Annotated in this window: 13 protein-coding genes; 4 read left to right on the forward strand and 9 right to left on the reverse strand. The window is 71.9% G+C overall.

Annotation, left to right across the window (positions count from 1 at the left end; translation table 11 throughout):
- Positions 1-23: 23 nt before the first annotated feature.
- Both ABD140_RS03715 and ABD140_RS03720 read right to left on the reverse strand, forming a co-directional pair.
- On the reverse strand, positions 24-2,177 hold the full coding sequence (locus ABD140_RS03715) for an SDR family NAD(P)-dependent oxidoreductase (RefSeq protein ID WP_344237267.1): 2,154 nt from the start codon (positions 2,175-2,177) through the stop codon (positions 24-26).
- An 11-nt stretch (positions 2,178-2,188) separates the two neighbouring features.
- Positions 2,189-6,106 carry a type I polyketide synthase gene (locus ABD140_RS03720; protein ID WP_344236694.1) on the reverse strand — a complete coding sequence of 1,306 codons (3,918 nt, stop codon included), beginning with the start codon at positions 6,104-6,106 and terminating at the stop codon, positions 2,189-2,191.
- A 278-nt stretch (positions 6,107-6,384) separates the two neighbouring features.
- Here ABD140_RS03720 and ABD140_RS03725 point away from each other — a divergent pair, with 278 nt between their 5' ends.
- The gene (locus ABD140_RS03725) at positions 6,385-7,965 is read left to right on the forward strand and encodes an MFS transporter (protein ID WP_344236696.1); all 1,581 of its coding nucleotides are present in this window, start codon (positions 6,385-6,387) and stop codon (positions 7,963-7,965) included.
- A 20-nt stretch (positions 7,966-7,985) separates the two neighbouring features.
- Entirely contained in the window at positions 7,986-9,233 is a 1,248-nt protein-coding gene (locus ABD140_RS03730) for a glycosyltransferase (protein ID WP_344236698.1), read from the forward strand.
- A gap of 79 nt (positions 9,234-9,312) precedes the next feature.
- Here the strand turns inward: ABD140_RS03730 and ABD140_RS03735 are convergent, their stop codons facing one another.
- The 6 genes from ABD140_RS03735 to ABD140_RS03760 form a co-directional block, all read right to left on the reverse strand.
- Complete coding sequence (locus ABD140_RS03735) at positions 9,313-9,921, reverse strand: hypothetical protein (RefSeq protein ID WP_344236700.1); 609 nt, start codon at positions 9,919-9,921, stop codon at positions 9,313-9,315.
- A 69-nt stretch (positions 9,922-9,990) separates the two neighbouring features.
- Positions 9,991-10,989, reverse strand: a complete 999-nt coding sequence (locus ABD140_RS03740) for an alpha/beta hydrolase (protein WP_344236702.1) — start codon at positions 10,987-10,989, stop codon at positions 9,991-9,993.
- 17 nt (positions 10,990-11,006) lie between these two features.
- Complete coding sequence (locus tag ABD140_RS03745; protein WP_344236704.1) at positions 11,007-12,023, reverse strand: alpha/beta hydrolase; 1,017 nt, start codon at positions 12,021-12,023, stop codon at positions 11,007-11,009.
- Entirely contained in the window at positions 12,013-14,493 is a 2,481-nt protein-coding gene (locus ABD140_RS03750) for an MMPL family transporter (protein WP_344236706.1), read from the reverse strand. The genes ABD140_RS03745 and ABD140_RS03750 overlap by 11 nt, the downstream gene beginning before the upstream one ends.
- A 19-nt stretch (positions 14,494-14,512) precedes the next feature.
- The gene (locus ABD140_RS03755) at positions 14,513-16,297 is read right to left on the reverse strand and encodes a fatty acyl-AMP ligase (protein WP_344236708.1); all 1,785 of its coding nucleotides are present in this window, start codon (positions 16,295-16,297) and stop codon (positions 14,513-14,515) included.
- 182 nt (positions 16,298-16,479) lie between these two features.
- Positions 16,480-17,784 carry a hypothetical protein gene (locus tag ABD140_RS03760; protein ID WP_344236710.1) on the reverse strand — a complete coding sequence of 435 codons (1,305 nt, stop codon included), beginning with the start codon at positions 17,782-17,784 and terminating at the stop codon, positions 16,480-16,482.
- Positions 17,785-17,906: 122 nt separating this feature from the next.
- Here ABD140_RS03760 and ABD140_RS03765 point away from each other — a divergent pair, with 122 nt between their 5' ends.
- A complete protein-coding gene (locus tag ABD140_RS03765) occupies positions 17,907-18,644 on the forward strand; it encodes an IclR family transcriptional regulator (RefSeq protein WP_344236712.1) in 738 nt (245 codons plus the stop codon).
- A gap of 60 nt (positions 18,645-18,704) precedes the next feature.
- Here ABD140_RS03765 and ABD140_RS03770 read toward each other — a convergent pair whose 3' ends face one another.
- A complete protein-coding gene (locus ABD140_RS03770; protein ID WP_344236714.1) occupies positions 18,705-19,850 on the reverse strand; it encodes a hypothetical protein in 1,146 nt (381 codons plus the stop codon).
- Positions 19,851-20,156: 306 nt separating this feature from the next.
- Here ABD140_RS03770 and ABD140_RS03775 point away from each other — a divergent pair, with 306 nt between their 5' ends.
- Positions 20,157-20,870, forward strand: a complete 714-nt coding sequence (locus ABD140_RS03775) for a hypothetical protein (RefSeq protein WP_344236716.1) — start codon at positions 20,157-20,159, stop codon at positions 20,868-20,870.
- Positions 20,871-20,892: the final 22 nt, after the last annotated feature.

Raw genomic sequence — 20,892 nt, forward strand, 5'->3', positions numbered from 1 at the left:
CGGCTCGGTCGCGGCATCGTCGGTCATCGGGCCAGTTCCCCCGCCAGGTGCTCGGCGATGAGGTGCACGCCGGGCGGGTCCAGCAGATCGAGGTGATGCGTGCCGGTGACCTCGACGACCTCCAGGCGCGGGCACAGCGGGCTCAGCCCGTTGGTGTCGTCGAGGTCGATGTAACGCGCGTCCTGCACCGCCCAGGGGGTGGGCAGAGGAGCCTTGTAGAGGATCACCCGGCCGCCGTACGGGCGGTAGGTGTACCTCTCCAGCGTCCGGGTGTCCTGGTGCGAGGTCAGCTGGTGGTGCAGGACGGCCGGGGGGAGCGACGCCATCACGGGTGCGGTCCGCTCGGCGACGAGCGCGAACATCTCGTCCTCGCTCTTGCCCGCCAGTTCCTCGTACGCCAGCTCGACCTCCGTCCCGTACGTCTGCGTGAGGTAGGCGGCGAACCCGGCGAACCGCTTGGCGAGGTTGTCCTCGTCGTCGTCGGTCGGCAGCGGGACGCCGCCGTCGAACAGCGCCACGAACTCGACCTCGTGCCCGGCCGCGGTCAGCTGCTGGGCCGTCTCGTAGGCGAGGGTGGCGCCGAAGGACCAGCCGCCGAGCCGGTAGGGCCCCTCCGGCTGGGTGGCCAGGATGTGCTCGACGTACCGGGCGGCGCGCTCCTCGACGCTGGGCGCGTCCTCCCAGCGCTCCAGCCCGTAGAACGGCTGCGCGGATCCGGTCAGCTCGGCGAGCTGCCGGTAGCAGCCGGTGGTGCCGCCCGCCGGGTGCGCCGCGAAGAACGGGCGCCCGGCGCCGAGCGGCTGGAGGGGGCGCACGGTCTGCCGCGCGGCCTCCTCCTCCACCGCGCGGATGACGTCGGCGACGCCCTCGACGGTGGGATGGGCGAACAGCTCCATCCGGTCGAACTTCGTGCGGAACTCCACGGACAGCGCCGCGTGGATCTGGTCGGCCTGGTGCTCCTGGCCGCCCAGCTCGAAGAAGTTCTCCACGACGCTGACCCGCTCCAGCCCCAGCTGCTCCTCGAACAGCCGGACCACCGTGCGCTCGGCGGCGTCGCGCGGCATCACGTAGCCGCTGTCGTCCACCGCGCGCTCGGCGGTCCCGCCGATGCCGAGCTCGCCGGCCGCCCACTCCTCGAAGACGTCGACGCTCGCGCCCTGCAGCAGCACCGCGGGCGGCACCGTCAGGCCGAGGTCGTGCTCGATCGCGCTCTTGATCCGGACCGCGACCAGGGAGTCCAGGCCCAGCTCGGTGAGCGGCACGGCCGGGTCGAGCCGGGAGGCGTCGAAGCCCAGGATGGACGACACCCGCTGCAGCACCCGGGCGCGGATGGCCCGGCGCGCCTCGTCGGCGGGCATGCCGCGCAGCGCGTCCGGGCCCGCCCAGTCGTCCTGGGCGGCGGCCGTGCCCGCGGCGGCGACGAGCGCCTCGTAGAACGGCATGCGCTTGATCTCGGGGAAGAGATCGACGGCCTTGGCGGCGTCGAAGCGCAGCACGCCGGTCGCGGGGCGGTCGAAGGCCAGCAGCGCCTCCAGCGCCTCGGCGCCCTCCTGCGGGCTGAGCGGCTCGATGACCGCGACGTTCGCGTCGGTGGCGCCGCCGACCTGGGACCAGGTGCCCCAGTTGATCGTGGTGCCGGACAGGCCCTGCGCGCGCCGGTGGGCGACGAGCGCGTCGAGCGCGGCGTTGGCGGCGGCGTAGGAGCCCTGGCCCGGCGAGCCGAGCAGGGCCGCGGCCGAGGAGTGCACGACGAAGAAGTCGAGGTCGTCCGGTGCCGCCTCGTGCAGCCGCCACGCGCCGACGACCTTGGGCGTCCACACCCGGTGGAGGTCCTCGGCGCCGATCTCGGCGACCAGCCGGTCGGCCATGCCCGCCGCGCCGTGGACGATGCCGCACAGCTTCCGGCCGCCCTCGCGGGCGACCGCGACCAGCCGTTCGGCGATGCCCTCGGCGGCGATGTCGCCGAGCACCACGCCCACGTCCACGCCGGTCTCGCGCAGCCGCGCGATGGCCTTCTCGGCCTCCGGCGACGGGCCCGAGCGGCCCGACAGGACGATCCGGCCCGCGCCGCGCTCGGCCAGGCGCCGGGCGGTGGCCAGGCCGATGCCGCCGTGGCCGCCGGTGATGATGTAGGAGCCGCCGCGCCGGACGGCCTTGCGCGGCCTGCCCTCGGGCAGGCTCGCGGCGGCTAGGCGGGCGGCGCGGCGCCCGCCCGCCGGACGAGGGCGAGCTCGGCGTCGTCGAGGCGGCCGCTCCGTCCGGCGGGCAGGTCGATCAGGGTGGCGCGCAGGCCGGGCTGCTCGAAGCCGAGCACCCGGACCAGCGCGGTGAGGAAGCTCTGCGCGGGCCGTCCCGCCTCGCCGGGCAGCACCGGCTGCGCGCCGCGGGTGACCAGCCACAGCCGCTGGGACGACAGGGCGCGGGTCGCGCCCGCCACCGCCAGCACCAGCGCCTCGTCCCTGACCGGCGGGACCAGCACCACGTGCCGGGTCTCGGGGGTCAGCAGCGCCCGCACGGCGCTCTCGGCGTCCGACCAGTCCAGGTCGTCGACGACCAGCACGCCCTCCGGACCGCCGTCCGCGCCGCCGTCCTCGGCGGGCAGCTCGGCGGGCGCCCAGACGCTCGTGACGAGCTTGTCCGCCAGCGGCACCGGCACGTCCTCCGGCCGGGTCATGACGATCCCGCTCGCGGCGAGCAGCAGGGCGCCGTCCGCGTCGTGGAGGCGGATCTCGCCGCACACGCCCTGGTCGGTGTGCTCGACGCGCGCCCGGCAGCTCCCGCCCCGGTGGGTGGGGCCGAGGACGCGCAGCTCGGCGATCGACTCGGGCAGCCAGCCGGGCTCGCCGACCTCGGCGGCGAGCAGCTTCAGGCAGCGGTCGAAGACCTCGGGGTGCAGCCGGTAGTGGCAGCTGCCGCGCACGGCCGCCTCCACGGTGGTCACCGCGCCCCCTTCGAGCGCGGCGGGCTCCCCGGCGGCCGCGGCGGCCTCGGCGGACGCCACGCGCGCCCACGTTCCGGCCGGGGTGCGGACGTGGATCTCGACCTGGCCGTCGTCGGAGAGCGTGGTGCTCAGCGTCGTCTCGTCCGACAGCGCCACGAGGCGGTGGAGCGTCAGGCCGTGGACGGCGTCCGCGCCGTTCACCGCGCCCGCGGCCAGCGCCATCTCGGCCACGGCGGCGGCCGGCAGCAGCGGGCCGTCCCAGGCGATCGTCCCCTGCCAGGCGTGGCGGTCCTCGCCGGGCAGCTCGACGTGCGAGCCGAGCAGGGGGTGCACGTCGGCGCCGGCGGCGCGGCGGGCCCCGTCGACCCAGTGCCGCTCGTGCCGCCACGGGGCGCGCGGCAGGTCGACGAGCGCGCCGTCGGCGGGCGTCGCCGTCCGGTGCCCGTGCACGGCCAACTCGGCGAGCCGGGCATGGAACGTCAGCGTGTCGTCGGTCTCCTGGCCCTTGGGCGCGCGCTTGAGCGTGTGCGTGATGAGCGCGCCGGAGCCCTCCAGGGTCTCCCCGACCGCCATCGACAGGATCGGGTGGGCGTTGACCTCCACGAACGTGCGGTGGCCGTCCTGCGCGGCGGCGGTGACGGCGTCGGCGAGCCGGACGGGGTTGCGCAGGTTCGCCGCCCAGTACTCGGCGTCCAGCGGCGCCGAGCCGTCGAGCAGCTTGCGCGGGTCCTCCAGCGCGGTGGTGTACATCGGGACCGTGCCGGTCCTCGGCTTCAGCTCGGCGAGCAGCTCGCGCAGCTCCGGCAGCAGCGGCTCGACCTGCGGGGAGTGGCCCGCGCCCTCGGCCTTGACCTGGCGGGCCAGGTGACCCAGGCCGGACGCCCAGGCCAGCACCGCCTCGATCGCCGCGTTGTCGCCGGTCACCACGGTCTGGCGCGGCGACGACAGCACCGCCGGGTGCACCTCGGGGCCGTCGTAGGCGGCGAGCTCGGGCAGGCCGCAGCCGAGCACGGCCATGCCGCCCCCGCCGACCAGCGCGGTCATCAGCCGCGACCGGCGCACGATCACCTTGACGCCGTCGGCCGGGGAGAGCGCCCCGGCGACGACCGCCGCGGCGACCTCGCCCATCGAGTGGCCGACGACCGCGGCGGGCTCGATCCCGTACGAGCGCCACATCCGGGCCAGGCCGATCTGCACCGCGAAGAGCACCGGCATGATCTCGGCCGGGCCCTCGGGCATGCGGCCGCTCTCCAGCAGGTCCCACAGCGCGAGGCCGGCCTCCTCCACGAAGAGGGAGTCCAGGTCGTCGATCGCCTCGGCGAACGCCGACTCCTCCTCCAGCAGGGACTGCGCCATGCCGGGGCGCTGCGCGCCGTACCCGGAGAAGACGAACACCGGACGGCCCGGGGTGCCGACGGCCGTGCCGGTGACGACGGCCGGGTGGGGAGTCCCCTCGGCCAGCGCGGTCAGGCCCGCGCGCAGCCCGTCCACGTCGCGGGCGACGACCGCGGCGCGGGCGCGACCGCGCGGGTCGCGGCGGCGGAGCGTCGCGGCCGTGTCCGCCGCGTCCGCGCCGTCCAGCTCGTCGAGCAGCGCCTTGGCGTAGGCGGGGATGCGGTCGGCGGCGGCGTCCGACAGCGGGAACGTGCGGACCGCGACCGTCTCGGCCCTCCGCGCGGGCTCCTCGACCGCCTCCAGCGTCAGGTGGGCGTTGGTGCCGCCGAACCCGAACGCCGACACGCCCGCGCGCGGCGGGCGGCCCTCGGCGGACGGCCAGGGCGTGCGCTCGGCGGCGACCGCGAGGTTCAGCTCCTCGAACGGGATGTGCGGGTTGGGCTCGGTGAAGTGCAGGGAGGCGGGGATCGTCCGGTTGCGCAGCGACAGCACCGTCTTGATCAGGCCCGCGACGCCCGCGGCCGCCTCCATGTGGCCGAGGTTGGACTTGACCGAGCCGAGCAGCAGCGGCTCGGTGCGGTCGCCGCCGAGCACCTCGCCGATCGCCCGCGCCTCGATCGGGTCGCCGAGGAAGGTGCCGGTGCCGTGCGCCTCGATGTAGTCCAGGTCGCGGTCGGCGGCGTACACCTGGCGCAGCAGCGCCTTCTGCGCCTCGGCGTTCGGCGCGACCAGGCCGTTGGAGCGGCCGTCGGAGTTGACGCCGGACCGGGTGATGACGGCCAGGACGCGGTCGCCGTCGCGGCGGGCGTCCGAGAGCCGCTTCAGCACGACGACACCGCAGCCCTCGGCGCGAACCATCCCGTCCGCCGAAGCGTCGAACGCCTTGCAGTGACCGTCCGCGGCGGTGCCGCCCGCCGCGTCGAACGTCATGGTGATGGTCGGCGAGAGCAGCACGTTCACGCCGCCCGCCAGGGCCACGTCGCTGTCGCCGCTGCGCAGCGACTGGACCGCCAGGTGCGTCGAGACGAGGGAGGAGGAGCAGGCCGTGTCCACGATCATGGACGGACCGCGCAGGTCGAGCAGGTACGACAGGCGGTTGGCGACGATGCTGAGCGCCGCGCCGGTGGCCGTGAACGCCTCCAGCCGGGTCAGGTCCGAGGCGGTCAGGCCCGCGTACTCGGGCGCCGAGACGCCGACGAACACGCCGGTGCGGCTGCCGCGCAGCCCGGCGGGGGCTATGCCGGCGTGCTCCAGCGACTCCCAGGCCACCTCCAGCAGCAGGCGCTGCTGCGGGTCCATGACGGCCGCCTCGCGCGGGGTGATGCCGAAGAACTGCGCGTCGAAGCCGGCGATGTCGTCCAGGAAGCCGCCCCTGCGGGTGACCTTCCCGAGCAGGTCGGCGATCTCCGGCGAGCCGTCGTCGAAGGCGTCCCAGCGGCCTTCGGGCACCTCGCCGATCGCGTCGCCCTCCGCCAGGAGGAAGTCCCAGAAGTCCTCGGGCCCGTTGATCCCGCCGGGGAAGCGGCAGCCCACCCCCACCACGGCGATCGGCTCGTCGGACATGGCCGCGGACGCGCCGCGCGGTGCGGCGGCGGTCTCCTCGGGAACGGCGCCGCCGCTGAGCGCGGCCGCGATCCGGCTGATCGTCGGGTGCTCCCAGACCAGCGTGGCCGGCAGCGAGCGGCCGAGCAGCTCCTCGAGCTCGCCGGCGATCGCGACGGCGTCGCGGGAGGCCAGTCCGAATTCTTCGAGGGGCTGGTCGACGTCCACCTCACCGGGCGCCAGTGCGGCACGATGTGCTATCTCATTGATGAGGAAGTTTCGGATCTCAGCCTGGAGCTGCGGATTGCCCGACTCCGCAGATCGGGAACCTTCGGTTTCCGGCATGGTGAAGCTCCCCCAAGGTGGTGGCATGGGACGGTGCGGAGGGACCACCTTGTCCTGGTTTCGCCGCATCTCTCTTCGCACGCGGACCACGAATCCCAGGTGTTCCTTATCACCTTGATGACAAGAGGCTTGGCCCTGGAATATGACTTGATTGGGGCTAAATGGTAAGGGACAAGTACGGGTGGACGCTGGTGGTCGTGGCCATCAGCGGATTCATGGTCACCCTCGACAACACGGTCACCAACATCGCGCTGCCGACGTTGACGACGTACTTCGGCACGAGCCTGCAGGCCGTGACCTGGGTCGTCACGTCCTACATCCTGATGTTCTCCTGCCTGATGATCGCGGGCGGGCGCCTCGTCGACGTGTACGGCTGCCGCCTCATCTACACGATCGGCATGGCCGCCTTCACCTTCGCGTCACTGGGCGCCGGGCTGTCCCAGGAGCTGTCCCACCTGATCCTGTTCCGGGTGCTCCAGGGCGCCGGGGCCGCGCTGGCGCTCCCCGCGACCCTGGTCATGGTGCTCAACAAGCGGACCGACAAGCAGAAGTCGATCGGCAACCTGGTCTTCATCCTCACCGGGACCGTCGCCTCCGCTCTCGGCCCCACCCTCGGCGGCCTGATCACCGAGACCTTCAGCTGGCACTGGATCTTCCTGATCAACATCGTGCCCGGCCTGTTCGTCATCTTCCTCGGCCTGTTCGTCCTGGACGGGCAGAGCGAAAGCGGCGCGGAGAGCGTCGACCTGCCCGCGGTGCTCACCTCCGCGACCCTGCTCTTCTCCATCACCTACGCCATCCACTCCGGCACCGAGATCGGCTGGACGGACCCCGGCGTGCTCGCCGTGTTCGCGCTGGCGCTGATGGCCCTCGGCTCATTCGTGCTGGTGGAGAAGTGGGCGCCCAACCCGATGATCACCACGGAGTTCTTCCGGAACAAGGCGTTCAGCGGCGGCCTCATCGGGCAGATCCTGTGGGGCATAGGCTTCACCGGCGTCATCACCTACTCCGGCAACTTCATGCAGGTGGTCCTGGGCTGGTCGCCGTCCCAGGCCGGCACCGTCTTCATCGCGCCCGCGATCATCATAGGCGTCCTCACGCCCGTCGGATTCTGGCTGACCACCAAGTTCGGACCGCGGATCCCGATCAGCCTCGGCATGGTCTCCATGGCCTGCGGCCTCGCCGCCTTCTCCCTGCTGAAGCAGGGCGACACCTTCGTCGACCTGCTCCCCGGCATCATCCTCGTCGGCGCGGGCTCGGCCCTGACCATGCCGCTCGGCCTGTACGTGCTCAAGGCCATTCCCGAGGAGCGCACCGGCGTCGCGGGCGGCATCCTCAACGTCGGACGGGAGATCTCCGCCGCCCTGGGCGTCGTGGTGCTCGGCGCGGTGCTCAACGCGCTGAGGAGCAGCGCCACGGCCAGCGGCTCCAGCTACTCCAAAGCGATCGAGAAGGGCTCGTCCGTGGCCCTGCTGGTGGGCGGCGGCCTGGTCCTCTGCGGCGCGCTCATCACCCTGTTCACCCTGCAGCGCCGCGACGAGCTGCCCGTGGAGGAGGTCGAGAGCGACACGCCCAAGGCCCCCGACGCCCCGTCCCTCACCTCCGGTTCGTTCCCGGTCATCCCCGACTGGTGGGGCACCACCCGGCGCAGCCAGGTCCCCTCCGCGTGGCCGCCGCCCCCGCCTTACAGCCCCTACGAGATGTCCGAGAGCGGCTCCTCGTCGCACTCGGGCGCCCCGTAGCCTTTCGAGAAAGGCAGACCATGGGCCGGACAGTAGTGATCTTCGCGGCCGGTTCCCGCGGCGACCTGCAGCCGTGCGTCGCGCTCGGCCGCGGCCTGGCCGAACGCGGCGACGAGGTGCGCCTCATCTCCAGCGAGCAGTACCGGGAGCTGATCACCGGCGCGGGGCTGGGCTTCGCCCCGCTCTCCCTGGACCCCACGCGGATCGTGAACTCACCCGAGGGGCAGGAGCTCCTCGGCGGCGGCCGCAACCCCGTCCGGTTCCTGCGCAACATCCAGCGCATCGCGCGCCCCCTGGCCGACCGCCTGCTGGGCGAGGTGCTCGCCGGAGCCGATGGCGCCGACCTGTTCCTCGCCCCCACGCTCGGCTTCCTCGGCCACCACGTGAGCGAGTACCTGGGCGTCCCGCACGCCATCGTGCACTTCCAGCCGTCCCAGCCGACCCGCGCCTTCCCCCACCCGTTCCTCCCCCAGGCCCGCTTCCTCGGCCCGCACGCCAACCGCCTGAGCTTCGAGCTCCTCGACTGGGTCACCTGGCAGCTGTGCCGCCCCTTCCTCGACCCGTGGCGCGCCCGCCGCCTGGGCCTGCCGAAGCTCTCCCTGCGCGGCCCCCTCCCCGCGGCCCGCCGCGCCCCCGTCCTGTGCGCGTTCAGCCCGACCCTGGTCCCCCGCCCGGCCGACTGGCCCGACAACGTCCGCCTGACCGGCTTCTGGTTCCTGGAGCAGCCGCACTGGGAGCCGCCCGCCGACCTGCTGCGCTTCCTGGACGACGGCCCCCCGCCCGTCTACGTGGGCTTCGGCAGCATGGCCGCCAAGGACCCGGCGGCCACCGACCGCCACGTCCGCGCCGCCCTCCGCCGCGCCGGCCTGCGCGGCGTCCTCTCCCCCCAGCCCGGCTCCCCCATCGAGCCCGACGACGACATGTTCGTCGTCCAGAACATCCCCTTCAACTGGCTCTTCCCCCAGATGGCGGGCGTCGTCCACCACGGCGGCGCCGGCACCACCGCCGAGGCGCTGAAGGCGGGCGCCCCCTCCCTCGTCTGCCCCTTCTTCGGCGACCAGCCCTACTGGGCCGACCGCGTCCACGCCCTGGGCGCCGGCCCCTCCCCGCTCCCCGCGGCCTCCCTCACCGCCGAGGCCCTCGCCCCCCGCCTCCAGGACCTCGTCAAACCCCCCTACCGCACCCGGGCCCGCTCCCTGGCCGCCTCCCTCAACGCCGAAGACGGCGTGGCCCGCGCCTGCGAGGCCCTCGACCTCCTCCAGCCCTGACCCGCGACACTCACCGCGCGCCTCCCTCCCTGCGGCCTGTCATGCTGCAGAGAGAGGGGTCTCTGCGGGGTGGGGCGGATTAGGGGGATTCCTCCTCGGCCGGATGGCGGCGGTCGGCCCTGATGCCCTGGACGGCGAACGTGACCCAGGCCGCCCAGGCGGCGAGGGCGAGGAGGTCGAAGAAGCCGAAGGAGACGTCCGAGGCTCGACGGGGTGAGACGACGCCCGCCGGGTCGATGACCACCTTGATGCGGTCGCCTTCGTCCTGGCGGCCGTTGTGCAGGCGGCCGAGGTGGGTCGAGCGGTCGGGAGTGGCCAGTTCGTACGTGTAGGAGCAGCTGCCCCTGCTCCGGATGCAGTGCGCTTCCGTCACCACGGCTTCCTGGCGGGAGCCGACCGCGTTGAGGTAGAGGTCGCCCGGCACGAGGAACGAGGTGATCAGCAGCGCGACGCCCGCGGCGGTCATCGCGCCGAAGTCGGGGCCGCCGCGCTGGAAGATCACGGCCATGGCGAGGGACGAGAGCAGAAGGACGAGGACCGCCGGGGCGCCGGCGACGGCCGTGAGGAACGCGGCGCCGAAGGTGTTCAGGAAGCCGATGAAGGCCCATCCCGCCGCCATCATCGCCAGGTAGGCGATGGCGCGGACCGGCACCGGAGCACGGGGGAACGTGAACTTCTCAAGGTCCATCCCGCGAGCGTAGAAAGCAGGCCTTCCCGCCGTAAGGGACGGGCGTCCCGGTCTGTCCCGGGAGTCGGGCTAGGTGGTCTTCTTGGCCTTGAGGGTCTTCATGGCCTGGGGCCAGGCCTTCTTGAGCTCGCGCTTCCAGTAGGGCCAGGCGTGGGTGCCGCCGGAGTAGATGTGGGACCTGTGGGAGATCTTGAGGGCGTTGAGGCGCTTCTTGAAGTCGCCGTTGGTCATCCCGACGATGTATTCGGAGAAGAAGGCGATGTCGGTGGGGATGGGGGCGCCGCTGCCGGAGGTGAAGTAGAGCTGGGTGCCGCGGAGGTTCCCGGCCAGGGAGAAGGGGTCGTGGGCGATCCAGTTGTCGCGGTTCGCCTCGGGGTCGCCGTAGATGGCTTCGATGTCGGCGTTGCCGCTGTTGACCTCGCGCAGGGCCTGGGGGACGCCCGGGGAGAGCAGGGAGAGGACGCCGCTGAACGAGGCGGCGTACTTGAAGCGGCCCTTGTAGCGGGCGGCGTAGGTGATGGCGCCCTGGCCACCGGAGGAGTTGCCGATGACGGCACGGCGGGAGCTCGTGTGGAAGTTGCGCTGGACGAGCTGGAAGACCTCCGTCATGTGGAAGGTCTCCCACTCGGGGATGCCGTAGTTCCCGTGGTTGAACCAGTTGGTGTACGAGCCGTTGCGGCCCTCGGGCATGACGACGATGACGCCCCACTTGGCGGCCAGCGTTTTGATGGTGGAGCTCTTGTACCAGGACTGGTAGCCGGCCCGCCCGCCGTGCAGCAGGTACACGACGGGCCAGGTCTTCTTCGTGTTCCGCTTCCAGCCCTTGGGCAGCAGCAGGCGCACCTTCTCGGTCCTGCCGAGGCCCTTGGACCGCACCGAGACGTCGAGCTGCCGCTTGTTCTTCGTCAGCCACTTGTAACCGGTGATCGCGCTGCCGTTGTCGGCTTTGCGGAAGGCGGGAGCGGCCGCGGCGGGAGCGCCCGAGGCGGGCATCAGGGACAGCGCGAGGACGCCGGTGAGGGCGAGCGCGCCGAGGCGGCGGGGGGTGAGGCGGTGGCGGGGGTTCATCGGTCCTGCTCAGGGGGTCAGTACTGCTTGGCGCCGATCGTCTTCATGATCTTGGGCCAGACGAACTTGGTCTCCCGGCGCCAGGCCGGCCAGTTGTGGCGGCCCTTGCCGTACAGGTGGGAGGTGTGGGCGATCTTCAGGCTGTTGAGCCGCCGCTTGAAGTACTGGTTGGTGTAGCCGGTCCACTTCTCCGAGACCAGGCCCAGGTCCCACGGGTCGAGGTTCGGCGGGTCGCCCTCGCCGCCCTCGCCGTCGAGGCCGGACGAGAAGAAGATCTTCGTGCCCTTCAGCCCGGCGGCCAGGTCGTAGGGGTTGTGCAGCTTCCAGTTCTCCACGTCGGCCGGGTAGCGGCCCCAGATCGCGTCCGGGTCCTGGCCGTTGCCGCTGTTGATCTGGTCGAGGAACTGCGGGATGAACGGAGCGCGCAGGTGCAGCAGGCCGCTGAGGGAGGCGGCGTACTTGAAGCGGCCGCGGTAGCGGGCGGCGTAGCCCATCGCGCCCATGCCGCCGGAGGAGTTGCCCATCACCGCGCGGGACTTGCTCACCCGGAAGTTGCGCTCCAGGAGCTGGTAGACCTCCGTCATGTGGAAGGTCTCCCACTTGGGCGTGCCGAACTTCCCGTAGTTGTACCAGTCGGTGTACGAGCCGTTGGCGCCCTCGGGCATCGCCACGATGACGTCGTACTTGGCCGCCTGCGACTCGATCGAGGTGTTCTTCGTCCAGGAGAGGTAGTTGTCGTGGCCGCCGTGCAGCAGGAAGACGACCGGCCACGTCTTCTTGGACTTCATCGACCACTTCTTGGGCAGCAGCAGCCGGACCTTCGGGTTCACGCCCGGCAGCGACGAGGTCTTGATGGTGATGTCCAGCTGCCGCTTGTTCTTGCTGACCCACTTGTAGTCGACGATCTTCGCGCCGTTGGCGGCGGGCTTGAACTTCATCCCGGGCGCGGCGCCGGCCGCGCCGGGCATGACCGTGGCCAGCAGCGCCGAGGCCGTGACCACCACTCCGAGACGCCGCAGCGGTTCAGTGCGCATATTCATCCTCCACCTCGCGCCATCGCCAGCCCGCCCCGTCGGGGTTGGCCACAATTTCACGCTTTCTCACTGGATGTCCAGAAGTCCCAGAACGTGTTTCCCCGGCCCACGCGTAACCGCCGTTCGCCTGGACCACGGCCCGCCGGAACCCGCCGGGCCCCTCCTCGTTCAGCGCCCCGGACGTGTCCCGCGTCACTGCGCGGCCCTTGCCCGGCGCGGACTGCTTCTCCCCCGCCCCGCCGAGGTCGATGTCGTGCACCTCGCGCAGGTCGATCGCGGCGTGCAGCGCCTTCAGCGGCCCCGGCAGCCACCAGTTGGCGTCGCCGAGGAAGCGCATCGTCGCGGGCACCAGGAGCGAGCGCACCAGCGTCGCGTCGACGACCACCGCGACCAGCAGGCCGACGCCGAGCACCTGCACCGTGGTGATCTTCGCGGTCGAGAAGGCCGCGACCACGACGATGAGCAGCACCGCCGCGCTGGTGATGATGCCGCCGGTCTGCTGCAGGCCCCGCGCCACCGCCGCCCGGTTGTCATGGGTGTTGTCCCACTCCTCCCGGATCCGGCTGAGCAGGAAGACCTCGTAGTCCATCGAGAGGCCGAAGATGATGGACAGCACCAGGATCATGGCGGTGGCGTCGATGCTGCCGGTGACGGTGAAGCCGAGCAGCCCCGACAGGTGCCCGTCCTGGAACGCCCAGACCATCGCGCCGAACGACGAGCCGATCGACAGCAGGTTCATGATGATCGCCTTGATCGGCAGCGCGATCGAACCGAACGCGGCGAACAGCAGCAGGAAGATGGCGGTCACCACGAAGAGGCCGGTCTTGGGCAGCGCTTCGCCCAGGCTCTTCATCAGGTCCATCTGGCCTGCGGTGCTGCCGCCGACGCTGATGTGGTTGACCGCGTCCGGAAGCTGCCCCGGCTCGTCCATGGCGCGCAGCTTGCGGACGAGTTCCTTGGTCTCCTCGCTGTGCGTCTCGCCCTCGTAGGACACCTGCAACTGGACGATGCCAACGTCAGGGTTCGTGTTGTTGTAGCTGGCCGCGACCACGCCCGGCAGCTCCGCGACCTTGTCCCGGAACTTCGCCAGGTTCTGGGGCAGTGCGTTGCCCGGCTTGTAGTTCTTCGGGATCAGGGGGCCTTCGAGCAGCACGTTGATCGGGTCCATGACCCCGGAGGAGAAGTCGGTCTGGATGAGCTCCGCCGCCTGCCTGCTCTCCATCTCCGCCGGCAGCGACCGGAGGTCGGAGACGCCGAAGTTCACCCGCGCGAACGGCAGGACGAGCAGGATGAGCACCGCGCTGGTGGCCAGGAAGTAGATGATCGGCCGCTTCATCACGCTGTGCGCGAGGCGGTACCACATGCCCTCTTCCTCGGGCTTGGCCTTCTTCTTCGCCCGCTTGCGCCAGGGCATCTGGCCGAACTCGATGCGCGGCCCGAGGATCGACAGCATCGCCGGCAGGATCACGATGGTGGAGAGCATCGCCACGAAGATGACCGCGATGCCCACCAGGCCGATCGACTTCAGGAACACCTGCGGGAACAGCAGCAGGCCCGCCATGGACACCGCGACGGTGACGGCGGAGAACATGATGGTGCGGCCCCCGGTGGCCATGGTGACGCCCATGGCCGTCCGCGGATCTCGTCCCTTGGCCAGCTCCTCCCGGAACCGGCTGATGACGAAGAGCGAGTAGTCGATCGCCAGACCGACCGACAGCAGGCTGACCAGCGAGATCGCCAGGTTGGAGACGTCCGTCACCAGGGTGATCAACCGCAGCACGCCCAGCGCGCCGACGGCCGAGAAGACGCCGACGAGGATCGGCTGCACCGCCGCGGCGACGCTGCCGAAGACGATCAGTCCGATGATGAGGACCAGCGGCGCCGAGATGATCTCGGCGTGCAGGATGTCCGAGCTCATCTGGGTGACGAAGTCGGTGCCGATCGGGATGCCGCCGGTGATCTTCACCGTCGTCCCGGGCGCTTGGACCAGGCCCTTGATGGCCTCGAAGTTCTGGGCCTTGACCTGGTCGGCCTTGGTGGGATCGGGGTCGCTCTGCACGAACAGCGCCACGAACGTGCTGTGGCCGTCGTGCGAGATCATGTTCTTGCGGCCGTCCCTGGCCTCTTTCGTCTTCCCCGCGATGTGCCAGTAGGTGAAGACCTTCTCGACGTGCTTCTCCGGCAGCCGCGCGACGGTGAACAGCACCGACTGCATGAACTCCGGATCGGTCACCTTGTGCTCGTCGCTGCGGTAGACGAGCATCACGTCCGGGCTTCCGGACCCGAACGCCTCGGCCGCCTGCTGGTAGGCGTACGTCGAGTCGGCGTGCGGGTCCTCGAAGCCGCCCTGCTTGAGCACGCCGGGCTGGAACACCCCCAGGCCGGCGTAGCCCGCACCGACCGTCAGGAGCGTCGCGAACAGCAGCACGAGCCAGCGGAACCGGTGGACGAAGCGACCCCAGCCGTACATGAGTGGCGATCCCCCCGGATCAGCGAGTGAGGCGGTCGGCGGTGCGCACCAGATCGCCTTCCAGATAGCGGGCCCGGGTCGCCGCGCGGGCGACCTTCCCGCTGGACGTCCGGGACAGGGAGCCCGGTTCGATCAGTACGAACTCGTGGATGCTCATCTCGTGCACCTGGTTGACCCCGGCGCGCACGGCGCGCTCCACCTCGGCCATGTCCAGCTTGGCGATCGGCACCCGGCGGTTGCGCTCGGCCACCACGACCAGCCGCTCGGTCTCCTCGCCGGGGATGGCGAAGGCGGCGACGTAGTCGGGCCGGATCGCCGGGCTGGACTCCTCGGTGGTGACCTCGATGTCCTGCGGGTAGTGGTTGCGCCCGTCGACGATGATGAGGTCCTTGATCCGGCCCGTCACGTACAGCTCGCCGGCGTGCGCCGCGCCGAAGTCGCCGGTGCGCATCCAGCCGCCCGCCGGGACGCCCTCGGCGGCTGCCTCGATCACGGCGTCGAACGTCTCGGCGCTGCGCTCGCTGTTGCCCCAGTAGCCGCGGCCGACGTTCGGCCCGTGCACCCAGATCTCGCCGACGGTGCCGTCGGGCTGCTCGTGCCGGGTCTCGGGGTCCACGATCGCGACGAGCTGGCCCTGCGGCGCGCCGCACGAGACCAGCTGCTGGGCGTTCTCGGCGCCGGAGGGGACGATCCGCCCCTGGGTGAGCGCCTCGCGGTCCACGCCGAGCTGCCGGGGAGGTTCGTTCGGGTCGGGGTTGGTGACGAAGCTGCCGGAGACGAAGACCGTCGCCTCGGCCAGCCCGTAGGCCGGGCGCAGCACGCCGGGCCGCAGTCCCACCGGGGCGAACGCGTCGTTGAACGCCTTGAGCGTGGACGGGCGGACCGGCTCGGCGCCGTTCAGGCACACGTTGACGCCGCTGAGGTCGATCCCCTCGAGGCTCTTGGCGTTGGCCTGGCCCGCCACGTAGTCGTAGGCGAAGTTCGGGCCCGCGGTGTAGGCGTTCGGGCACTCCGTCAGCAGCCGCATCCAGCGGATCGGGCGCATGAGGAACGACATCGGGTCGGCGAGGATCACGTGGTTGCCGTGCACCAGCGGCAGCGCCAGCGCGGTGATCAGGCCCATGTCGTGGAAGAGCGGCAGCCAGGTGACGGCCTCGCAGGTCTCGATCTCCGGCGGGTTCCAGGAGCGCCACAGCTGGCGGGCGTTGGCGGCGAACCCGCCGTGGGTGATCTCGACGCCCGCCGGGCTGCTGGTCGACCCGGAGGTGTACTGCAGGTACGCCAGGTCGCCGGGGGACAGCTCGGGCAGCTCCCAGCCCGCGCCGGACTCCGGGTCGAGCTCGTCGGAGAGCACGATGCCGCGCGGCCGCGGCACCTCGTGCTCGTCCAGGAACTTCTCGACGTAGGGGAGCGCGGCCCGCACCGTCACGATCACGGCGGGCTCGGCGTCGGAGTAGGCGCGGATCAGCCGGTCGGCGTTGCCGGGCAGGTCCGGGGAGAACAGCGGCACCGCCACGATCTGCGAGGCGAACGCGCCGCACATCGCGGTCAGGTAGTCCAGGCCCTGCGGCAGCAGCAGCGCGGCCCGCTCGCCGGGCTCGGCGATCGCGCGCAGCGCGGCGGCCGTCGCCTGCGTCGTGCGCCAGACCTCGCCCCAGGTCAGGGTGTGCTTGGCGCCGTCGCGGTCGCTGGAGTAGTCCACGAACGTGAACGCCTGGGCATCGGGCTTGGTCACGGCGTGCTCGGCCAACGACTCGACAAGCGGGCGGAGGCTGAGATCGGGGAGCAGTGAACCCAATGCCATGAAGGACTCCAGGAGAGGGCCGTGGGTATGACTTCGCGAGGCTACCGGAACCAGGGCACACCGGGTCACTAACCGCCAAGACGATACCCATCCGGACCTTTTATCAACGAGGTGATAAGCCCGGTATGCCCAAGTGCCCGGTCGCTCTCCGTCCGGCGCGCTCTCCCTCACTTCACCGCGAATCAGGTGCGGCGCCGCCACAAGGTCACGGCGGTCAGTGACCACAGCAGGACCATCTCGCCCGCCAGCACCACCGCCAGCACCGCGAACCAGCCGCGCCCGTCGTCCGCCAGCGGCCCCTCGCTGCTGATGATGCTCAACCGCGGCACCGGCGCCGCGGGAACCGTCGGCCTGACCGGCGGCAGCGCCACCGCCGACTCCTTCGGCGGCGCCGGAAGCACCGCGGGCGCCTGCGCGGACGGCGACGTCCGCACCCTCGGCACCGCCGGAGCCGCCGGAGCCGCGGGAGCCGCGGGCGAGGCGGGGACCGCGGGCTCGGCGGGAACCACGGGGACGGCCGGAGCGCCCGGCCTGCGCGGCTTCACCGAACCGTCGGCCCGCCGGGGAGCGGTCCGCGCCAGCCCCTCTCTCCTCGCCTTCACGGCCGCCGGTTTCCGCGACCCCGTCCGCACCGGCGCCGAGCCGTCCTTCCTGACCCGCGCCGACGCCGAGTCACCTGTCCCACTCCTTGCCGGCCCCGAGACTCCTGTCCCGCTCCGCACCGATGCCGAGTCACCCGTTCTGCTCCGCACGGGCCCCGCGCCGTCCGACCGGGCCCGCACCGGCGCCGAGCCGTCCGTCCCTCTCCCCATCGGCGCCGCCCCGCGGGCCTCGGCCTTCGCCGACGTGCGTTCTCCGGAAGCCCCCTCCCGTGTCCTGCCCTTCACGGGCCCGGGAACCGCGCCGTCCGACCGGTCCTCCGTCCCCGCACGTGATTCCGGGCCCGGGAGCCGGACGGTCTCCACCGTCTCCGGCAGGCCCGGTGCCGTGACGACGGCCTGGAGCGCCCGGTCCGTCCCGCCCGCGCCGCGCTCCCGGAAGCCGAGCCGGAGTTCGGTGCTTCCGGCGACGTCGCCCAGGGCGCAGGTGAGCCGTGTCCCCCTCGCCGTGCAGGAGCGCGGGAACCGCTCCCACCGGACGGGGCCGGTCACGGCCAGCCGAGCCCGCTCGGCCGCCCCGCGCGCCACATCGATCCGCACCGTGGCGCGGCCCTTCCCGACCCCTTCATGGCCTTCCCCACGCGTGAGCTCGAACGCCACCTGCGCCACCGGACGTCCCGACGGGTGGCGGGGCCGGGGCTCGGGCGACGGCGGGGGCTCGTCAGGACCGGACTCGCGGGGTTCGCGCCGATCCGAAGGCGCGGCCTCCTCCCACCCGTCCGGCGGGAGCGGCGGAGGGCAGACGGCCGCGGCGGTGCCCGGCAGCGCCCACAGGGCGAGTCCCGTCGTGAGCACCGCGCCCCACGCCCGCCGTCGCGCCCGTTCCACCGCCGCCTCCGTTGCTCCGTCGAGGAGTCAAGGGGGGCAGCAAGGTCATCCCCCACGATGCTCGGCGATAACCTCCCAGACCACTTTCATAGAGCGAAATGCAGTTTCCGTACACTGAGCCCATGACTGTGCGGTCCCTGGAACGGGCCTTCGAGCTGCTGGAGCACCTCGCCGACGCGGGCGGCGAGATGGCGCTCTCCGATCTCACCGAGAAGGCGGGCCTGCCGATGCCGACCGTCTACCGGCTGGTGCAGACGATGGTCGCCCAGGGCTACGTGCGCCAGGAGGCCTCCCGGCGCTACTCGCTGGGGCCCCGGCTGATCCGGCTGGGCGAGAGCGCCTCGCGGCTGCTGGGCGCCTGGGCCAGGCCCGCGCTGGCCGACCTGGTGGACCGGCTCGGCGAGACCGCGAACATGGCGGTGCTCGAGGGCGACGAGGCCGTCTACGTCGCGCAGGTGCCCTCCCGGCACTCCATGCGCATGTTCACCGAGGTGGGCCGCCGGGTGCTGCCGCACTGCACCGGGGTGGGCAAGGCGCTGCTGGCCCAGCTGCCGGAGGACGACGTGCGCGCCCTCCTGGCCCGCACCGGCATGCCCTCGCACACCCCGCACACCCGCACCGACCCCGACGTGCTGCTGGCCGAGCTGGCCGCCATCCGCGAGCAGGGGTACGCCATGGACGACGAGGAGCAGGAGCTGGGCGTGCGCTGCGTGGCGGTCCCCCTGCCGGGCGCCCCCGCCCTGGCCGCCCTCTCCGTCTCGGGGCCCAGCGGCCGGATGACGCCCGAGGCCATCGAGACCGTCGTCCCCGTCATGCGGAACGCCGCCGCGGCCTTCGCCGCCGAACTCGCCCGCGTCTGAGGGCGGGAAGAAGAAGATTCCGCACGGCCGGAGGCCGTGCGGAATCCCTGGTGCGCGAGATCAGACCGCGTACCCCTGGAGCAGGTCCGTCACGTTCGCCGGGAGCTGCGGCAGGCCGGGCAGGCCGCCGAACAGGCCGGACTCGGTGGGCTTGGCGCCCTTCTTCTTCTCCTCGAAGAGAGAGGACTTCAGGCCGCTGTTGGTGCCGCTGCCCTTGAGCACGTCGAAGACGTCCTCACCCTTGGTGTTGAGGACCTTGTTGCCCAGCAGCTTGGGGTCGGGCTCGGCGGCCGTCGCGCGCCGCTGCCCGCGGTGCGCGGCGGGCCCCGCCTTCGGTCCGGCCTTCGGCCCCGCCGCGGGGCCCGCCTCGGGCGCGCCCTTGGCCTTCTTGGCGTTCTTGGCGTTCTCCGGCATGTACGGCACGGAGGCCTCGCCGATCTTCTCGCCGAGCTCGTCGGCCACTTCGAGGGTGACCGGGCTCTTGCGCTGCATGTAGGTGTCGAGCCGGCCCTGCATGTCCATCAGGCCCGAGACCAGGCCCTCCAGCAGGCCGCCGACCGCCTGGGTGGTGGGGTCGGGCGCCTGGGCGGGCGCCGCCTGCTCCGCGGTGCCGTCCGGCACCCGGCGCTGGGCGGCCATCATCTTCTTGGGGGTGACGCAGCGGGTCTTGGCCACGTCGGTGGTCTTGCCGTTCTTGTCGACGAACTGGGTGCCGATGACGGTGTAGCCCTCGGCGTTGCGCACCTGCTTGTTGAGGATCGCGTACGCGCCGTCCCGCAGCGGTACCTGCTGGTTGACCGAGGGGTACTCGGGCAGCTTCTGGCCCTGCAGCCTGCCCTTCTCGATGAGGGTGCCGCCCTTGGTCGGGCCCTTGGCCGGCGACACGCACTTGCTGGCGATGCCCTCGGCCTTCAGACCGTACTTCTCGCTGGTGGTGGGGCCCAGCAGCGCGGTGGCCTCGTGCGCTCCGTCGCGCTTGGCCTCGACCCGCGAGGTGCCGGCGCTGCGCACCGTGTCGGTGGCCAGGTAGGGGAACGGGCCGAGGACGGGGCGCGCCAGGTCCGCGGCCGACCCCTGGGTGCCGTCCCGGTCCAGCAGCTTCGCCAGCGGGCCGTCCTCGGCGGCCTGTGCGGGCGCCCCGGCGAGCAGGGCGACCACCGGAGCGACCGTGATGGCGCAGATCAGGTTCCTGGTGGTGCTCTTCATTTCTCATCCCCCCGGACGGCTCGTTTCCCCGCCCCCTCGGCGGAACCGTCGCTGGGGGACGTTAGTACAGCTCGCGCCGGTCGTTGAGGAGACTCGCGAATTCATGAGGAACACCGGAAAGAGCCAGGGGAAAATCACCGCTGCTAATTTTCCCGACATTTCCGCCCCTCCTTTACCCCAGAAATCTCCACGAACCACCCGGACCCCGGGGTGGCGCGGAGCGACCTCGGCGGTCCAAGCTCTTACTTACCCTTTACCCGGGGCATGTTTGGCCGTGCCCCGACTACCCCCCGGAGGACCAGAGCAGTGGCGACCAAGAGCAAGGGCGGCGACGCCGCGAAGGCGAGCGCGAAGGACCGCGTGGCCGCCATGCGGGTCAAGGAGAAGCGGCGGGAGCGCGTCCGCTGGCTGATCACCTTCGCCGTGGTGATCGCGGTGGTGGGCGCCATGGGCGGCGGCGCCTACTGGGCGATCGAGAAGAACGAGGGCGAGAAGCTGGACCGGATCGCCAAGGAGAACCAGGCGCGGATCGAGGCGGGCCCGCCCTGGTCCCTGCCCACCGACCCGGTCAGGGCCGCCAAGGCGCTGGGCCTCGAGGTGAAGTACGGCATGGAGGGCGACGCCAAGCACGAGCACGCCCACCTCAGCCTCTTCATCAACGGGCAGCAGCAGCCGATCCCCGCCAACCTGGGCATCGACCCCGCCGGCAACATCGCCGAGCTGCACACCCACGACGCCCGCGGCGTGCTGCACGTGGAGTCCTACACCGCCGACAAGATCTTCACCCTCGACCAGCTCTTCCAGATCTGGGAGATCCCGCTGAGCAAGGCCGAGATCGGCCAGTTCAAGGCCGACGCCGCACACACCCTGCGGTTCTACATCGACGGCAAGGAGGTGTCGGACGACCCGAGCACGATCGAGCTCAAGCACCACCGCGAGATCGGGATCGTCTACGGCACCGCCGAGCAGAACGCCAAGGTGAAGGTGCCCGAGAGCTTCGCCTTCGCCGAGGGCGAGTGACCTGAGCACAGCGGCCCGGAAC

Origin of the sequence: Actinocorallia libanotica (assembly GCF_039525175.1) — a bacterium.
Classification (GTDB): domain Bacteria; phylum Actinomycetota; class Actinomycetes; order Streptosporangiales; family Streptosporangiaceae; genus Actinocorallia; species Actinocorallia libanotica.